The sequence below is a fragment of the Sphingomonas sp. genome (genome assembly GCF_045810705.1).
Lineage (GTDB): Bacteria > Pseudomonadota > Alphaproteobacteria > Sphingomonadales > Sphingomonadaceae > Sphingomicrobium.
In genome coordinates this window covers 1-4,362 of record NZ_JBJMVI010000001.1, presented here as the reverse complement: position 1 = coordinate 4,362, position 4,362 = coordinate 1, and the positions used below count along the sequence as shown (strand labels likewise).

Genomic DNA, 4,362 nt, shown 5'->3' with positions numbered 1-4,362 from the left:
TAAGCGGCTATGTGCACCGTCTCCATGTTGGAGAAAGCGGTCAGCATCATCTTGATCTCGGTCGGCTTGAACACGCGGCCGTATTTGTCGTGGTAGCAATCCTGCACCTCGACGTCGGCCTGGGTGAAGAAGCGGAAGATCTGCGTGAGCAGGTTGCGCTCATGGTCGGAGAGCTTCTGCGCCCAGTCGCGGCAATCCTCGCCGAGCGGCACTTCCTCCGGCATCCAGTGGATCTGCTGCTGGCGCTTCCAATATTCGAACGCCCACGGGTATTCGAACGGCTTGTACTGCTTGCGGGCGGTGAGGAGGGGCATGCTTACGCTCCTTTGGAACTGAATATGGGAAGTGCGGGCGCGCGGTTCATCCGTCGATCCTCCGCGCGCGGACGTTGATGACGCGGTCGCGGTAGACGACGTGGCTTTTGCGGGCGCCGACTCCGAACACGACGATGCCGAGGAAATAGCCGAAATCGTACCAGCCGCCGTTGTTGGGCACCGCGTAGATCGCGACCTTGTCGGTGAATAAAGAGACCAGCCAGGCGACCGGGAAGATGAAGCCGTGCCACAGGCCGAAGAGGAAGCCGGGCGCGCCGGGCGCAACGGCGTCGGGCGCCTGCGTTGCGGCGCACGCTGTGAGTGTGAGCGCGGCGGCGAGAGCGATGAGCTTCCTCATTGCGCGGTCCCGGAATTGAGGTCGAGCGGGGCTGTATTCTCGTAGGCGATGGCGAAGCCGGCGAGCACCAGGCCGAACGCGGTCAGCATCATGCCCCCGATCAGCATCGCGACGTGGCGGGGATGCTGCGCCTCGTGCTTGCGGATGCCGGTCACGAGCAAAGCGAGGCCGGCGATCAGGGCGAGGGCGCCGAGGATCACGAAGCCGGTCATTGGGCGCGGCCCCGGAAATATTCGGCCTCGGCCGCGCTCGGGTGATAGTCGAGCCCGCCCAAGGCGTGGATGGCCATGATCGCGGCGACGACGAACAGGATCACGGCGCCCTGGCTGCCGTAGCCGTCGGACTTGTCACGGCGGCGGTAGAAATAGACGCCCGCGGCGAGGATCAGCACCGCGGCGGCAAGCTCGATCAGGCGGCCGGTGTGGATCATGGCGTCTTGGCCATCGCCGCCGCCGCCTCAAGCCGGTTGGCATAATCTTCGAGCACCTTCGCGGTGCGCCCGACGTACGTGCGCGCGTCGTCGAAGCGGCGCTGCTCGATCGCCTCGCGCACGCCGGGCAGGGTCTTGGCGCCGTAGCCGGTGAGCGTGCCCGGCGCGTAGACCAGGTTCTGGAACCACGGCCGGCCAGGCAGGCCGGCGGGGTCCATCAGCAGCTGGTCGATCTGCGCGAGGCTAGTGTTGATGCGACTTTGAGTCGCGGGCGGCAGGCCGTCCTCGCGGCCGAGCATCGCGTCGGCGGCGCTTGCGGCGCGCTTCAGGTGGTCGACCGCATTCTCCAGCGGCAGCATGTCGACCAGCGGGGTGATTCCGCGGTCGGCCGGCGCGACGATCGGGTCGTTCGGCGAGGCGGCCAGGGTGAAGTCGCCCTCGCGGCGGAGATCGGCGAGCGTGCGGTCCTTCTCGCGCTGGTCGGCGGCGAGCTTCTTGATGTCGGTCAGGTAGCGCGACACCGCGCCGGCGAAGTCCGAATAGCGCGCGGGGACCCGCGGCGCATCGGCGGCCCGCAGCACCATCCGCCCGACGACCTTCGACAGCGCCGCGCCGTAGGTGAGGCCCGGGTCGTCGAAATGGGTGACATGGTAGAAGCTGTCGTAGACCGAATGGTAGCTGCCGTCGGACTCGTCCTCGCCGCCGAAGCCGAGGTTGAGCGAGGCGATTCCGAGATGCTGAAGGAAGGCGGTGTAGTCCGAGCCCGAGCCGAGCGCGCCGAGCGGCAGGTCGCCGCCGCTCTTCGCCGCGTCGATCACGTCGGGCGTATCGCGGTCGGTGCCGAGATAAGCGCCGGCGAGGATCGCGGCGCGGCCACGCTGCGCCGAGGAGACGCCGGTCCGAGGGTCGGCGACATCGCCCGACGCCTGGTTGACGAAATGCTGGAGCTCATGGCTGCCGGCGGCGCTGAGGAACCCGCGGCCGTTGGAATCGGTGTTGATGTAGAGCAGCGCCTTCTGCTTCAGTTCGGCGGCGTGCGTCTCGGCCCATTCGGTCGAGCCCAGGAGTCCCGGCTCCTCGCCGTCCCAGCTTGCGTAGACGATGGTCCGCGCCGGGCGCCAGCCGGAGCGGTAGAGCGCGCCCAGCGCCTTGGCCTCGCTCATCAAGGCGACCTGCCCGGAGAGCGGGTCGGATGCGCCGAACACCCAGCCGTCATGATGGTTGCCGCGGATGATCCATTGGTCGGGATAAGCCGCGCCGCGAAGCATGCCGATGACGTCGTAGACCGGCTTCAACGACCAGTCGGACTTGACCGCGAGATGGACTTGGACCGCGTCGCTGCCGCCCCAATGGTAGGCGAGACCGAGCCCGCCGCGCTGCTTGCCCGTCGCCAGCGGACCGCCCAGCGCCGCGATCATCCTGGTCGCGTCGCGGTAGGAAATGGGCAGGGTCGGGATCTTGAGGATCGTCTTCGCCTCGGCGCGGGTGAGGCGCCTGGCGTTGGGCGTCGCGCCGACGCCGGGCGTCAGCGGATCGCCGGGATAGGTCGGCATGTCGGCGACCGAGCCGCGCTGGACGCCGGCCTCGGGACGCCCGCCGCCTTTGGGATAGACGTCGGCGGCCGCGTAGCTGTCGTCGGCCGGGTCGGAATAGATGAGGCAGCCGATCGCGCCGTGCTCCTGCGCGAGCTTGGGCTTGAGCCCGCGCCAGCCGCCGCCGTAGCGGGCAAGCACGATCTTGCCCTTGACCGAGATGCCGCGCTGCTCGAGCGCATCATAATCGGCCGGCATGCCGTAATTGACGTAGACCACCGGCGCGGTGACGTCGCCGTCGCCCTGGTAGGCGACATAGGGCGGAAGAGCGCCGGCGGTGTTCGACGAGGTCGGATCCTCCGCCACCGCCGGCTCCTGGCCGCCGAGGACGATGTGCTGCGGAGTCACCAGCTCGACCGTGGTCGAGATCGGCGTCGGATAGAGCACGTCGAAGCGCTCGATGTGCGCATCCCAGCCCCATTGCTTGAACAGCGCCAGCTCGAAGTCGGCATTGGCCTTGTCGTGCGGCGAGCCGACGTGGTTGGGCGCGGACGACATCTGCTGCAGCCACGCAAGCTGGTCGGCGCTGCTGATCTGCGCGTCGAAGCTGCGCTCGAGCGCCTGCGCCGTGCCCGACGGCTGCGCAGCGGCCGTCGTGGAGGCGAGCGCGAGCGCGGCGAGACAAACGGATGCCTTGATCATCTTTTCAGGAACTCCGCGCCGAAGGCGAGGGTCACGACAGTGGCGACGAGATCGAGCGCGATCAGCCCGATGACGACCGCGCCCGCGCCTTTCGCGACGTTGCGGATGGTCAGTGCGCGTTTCACTGACCGCGTCTTTTCTTGAGGTACGACGAGCCCGCGATGATAATCACGAACGCACAAAGTGCGACGATGATGAGCCCTTCTACTGGCACGCCAAACACTCGTCGTAGTCGGTGGTTGACGCGAGCGGGATTTCCTTGAGCTCGGGCGTGTTGTCGGCCTCGACCCCGCCGGCGAAACCGGCGCGCTGCACCGACTTGGAGCGCAGATAATAGAGCGACTTGATGCCGAGCTCCCAAGCGCGGAAGTGGAGCATCATCAGGTCCCATTTGTCGACGTCGGCGGGAATGAACAGATTGAGCGACTGGGCCTGGTCGATGAACGGCGTGCGGTCTGCGGCGAGCTCGATCAGCCAGCGCTGGTCGATCTCGAAGCTGGTCTTGAACACGTCCTTTTCTTCGCTCGTCAGGAAGTCGAGGTGCTGGACGCTGCCGCCCTGCTCGAGGATCGAGCTCCACACCTTGTCGCCGTCCTTGTGCTTGGTCGCGAGCAGCTTCTCCAGATACGGGTTCTTGATCGAGAAGGATCCCGACAAAGTCTTGTGGGTGTAGATGTTCGCCGGGATCGGCTCGATGCACGCCGAGGTGCCGCCGGCGATGATCGAGATGGACGCGGTCGGCGCGATCGCCATCTTGCAGCTGAAGCGCTCCATCACGCCCATGTCGGCGGCGTCGGGACAAGGCCCACGCTCGTTCGCCAGCATCATCGACGCTTCGTCGACCTGCGCGCGGACATGCTTGAAGATCTTGAGGTTCCAGCTCTTGGCCATCGCGCCTTCGAACGGGATGTTGCGGGCCTGGAGGAAGGAGTGGAAGCCCATGACGCCGAGGCCGACCGAGCGCTCGCGCTCGGCGCTGTACTTGGCGCGCGCCATCTCGTCGGGCGCGCGGGCGATGTAATCGCT

6 protein-coding genes and 1 pseudogene are annotated in these 4,362 nt (G+C 67.1%); all 7 read right to left on the bottom strand.

All coding sequences use genetic code 11. The features are described 5' to 3' along the window. Nucleotides 1–314: ribonucleotide-diphosphate reductase subunit beta (locus ACJ8FR_RS00035; RefSeq protein WP_407826552.1), on the bottom strand; the 314-nt coding region annotated here is incomplete at its 3' end. A gap of 46 nt (nucleotides 315–360) precedes the next feature. Next, nucleotides 361–672: a hypothetical protein gene (locus ACJ8FR_RS00030; protein ID WP_407826551.1), complete on the bottom strand. Its 312-nt coding sequence runs from the start codon at nucleotides 670–672 to the stop codon at nucleotides 361–363. Then, nucleotides 669–884 carry a hypothetical protein gene (locus ACJ8FR_RS00025; protein WP_407826550.1) on the bottom strand — a complete coding sequence of 72 codons (216 nt, stop codon included), beginning with the start codon at nucleotides 882–884 and terminating at the stop codon, nucleotides 669–671. The genes ACJ8FR_RS00030 and ACJ8FR_RS00025 overlap by 4 nt, the downstream gene beginning before the upstream one ends. Then, nucleotides 881–1,102 carry a hypothetical protein gene (locus tag ACJ8FR_RS00020; protein WP_407826549.1) on the bottom strand — a complete coding sequence of 74 codons (222 nt, stop codon included), beginning with the start codon at nucleotides 1,100–1,102 and terminating at the stop codon, nucleotides 881–883. Before ACJ8FR_RS00020 ends, ACJ8FR_RS00025 begins: the two co-directional genes overlap by 4 nt. Continuing rightward, on the bottom strand, nucleotides 1,099–3,336 hold the full coding sequence (locus ACJ8FR_RS00015) for a transferrin receptor-like dimerization domain-containing protein (RefSeq protein ID WP_407826548.1): 2,238 nt from the start codon (nucleotides 3,334–3,336) through the stop codon (nucleotides 1,099–1,101). The genes ACJ8FR_RS00020 and ACJ8FR_RS00015 overlap by 4 nt, the downstream gene beginning before the upstream one ends. Then, nucleotides 3,333–3,461, bottom strand: coding sequence for a hypothetical protein (locus ACJ8FR_RS00010; protein ID WP_407826547.1), 129 nt, complete (start codon nucleotides 3,459–3,461; stop codon nucleotides 3,333–3,335). The genes ACJ8FR_RS00015 and ACJ8FR_RS00010 overlap by 4 nt, the downstream gene beginning before the upstream one ends. A gap of 79 nt (nucleotides 3,462–3,540) precedes the next feature. Next, nucleotides 3,541–4,362, bottom strand: a pseudogene (locus ACJ8FR_RS00005) (ribonucleotide-diphosphate reductase subunit alpha); the annotation flags it as partial.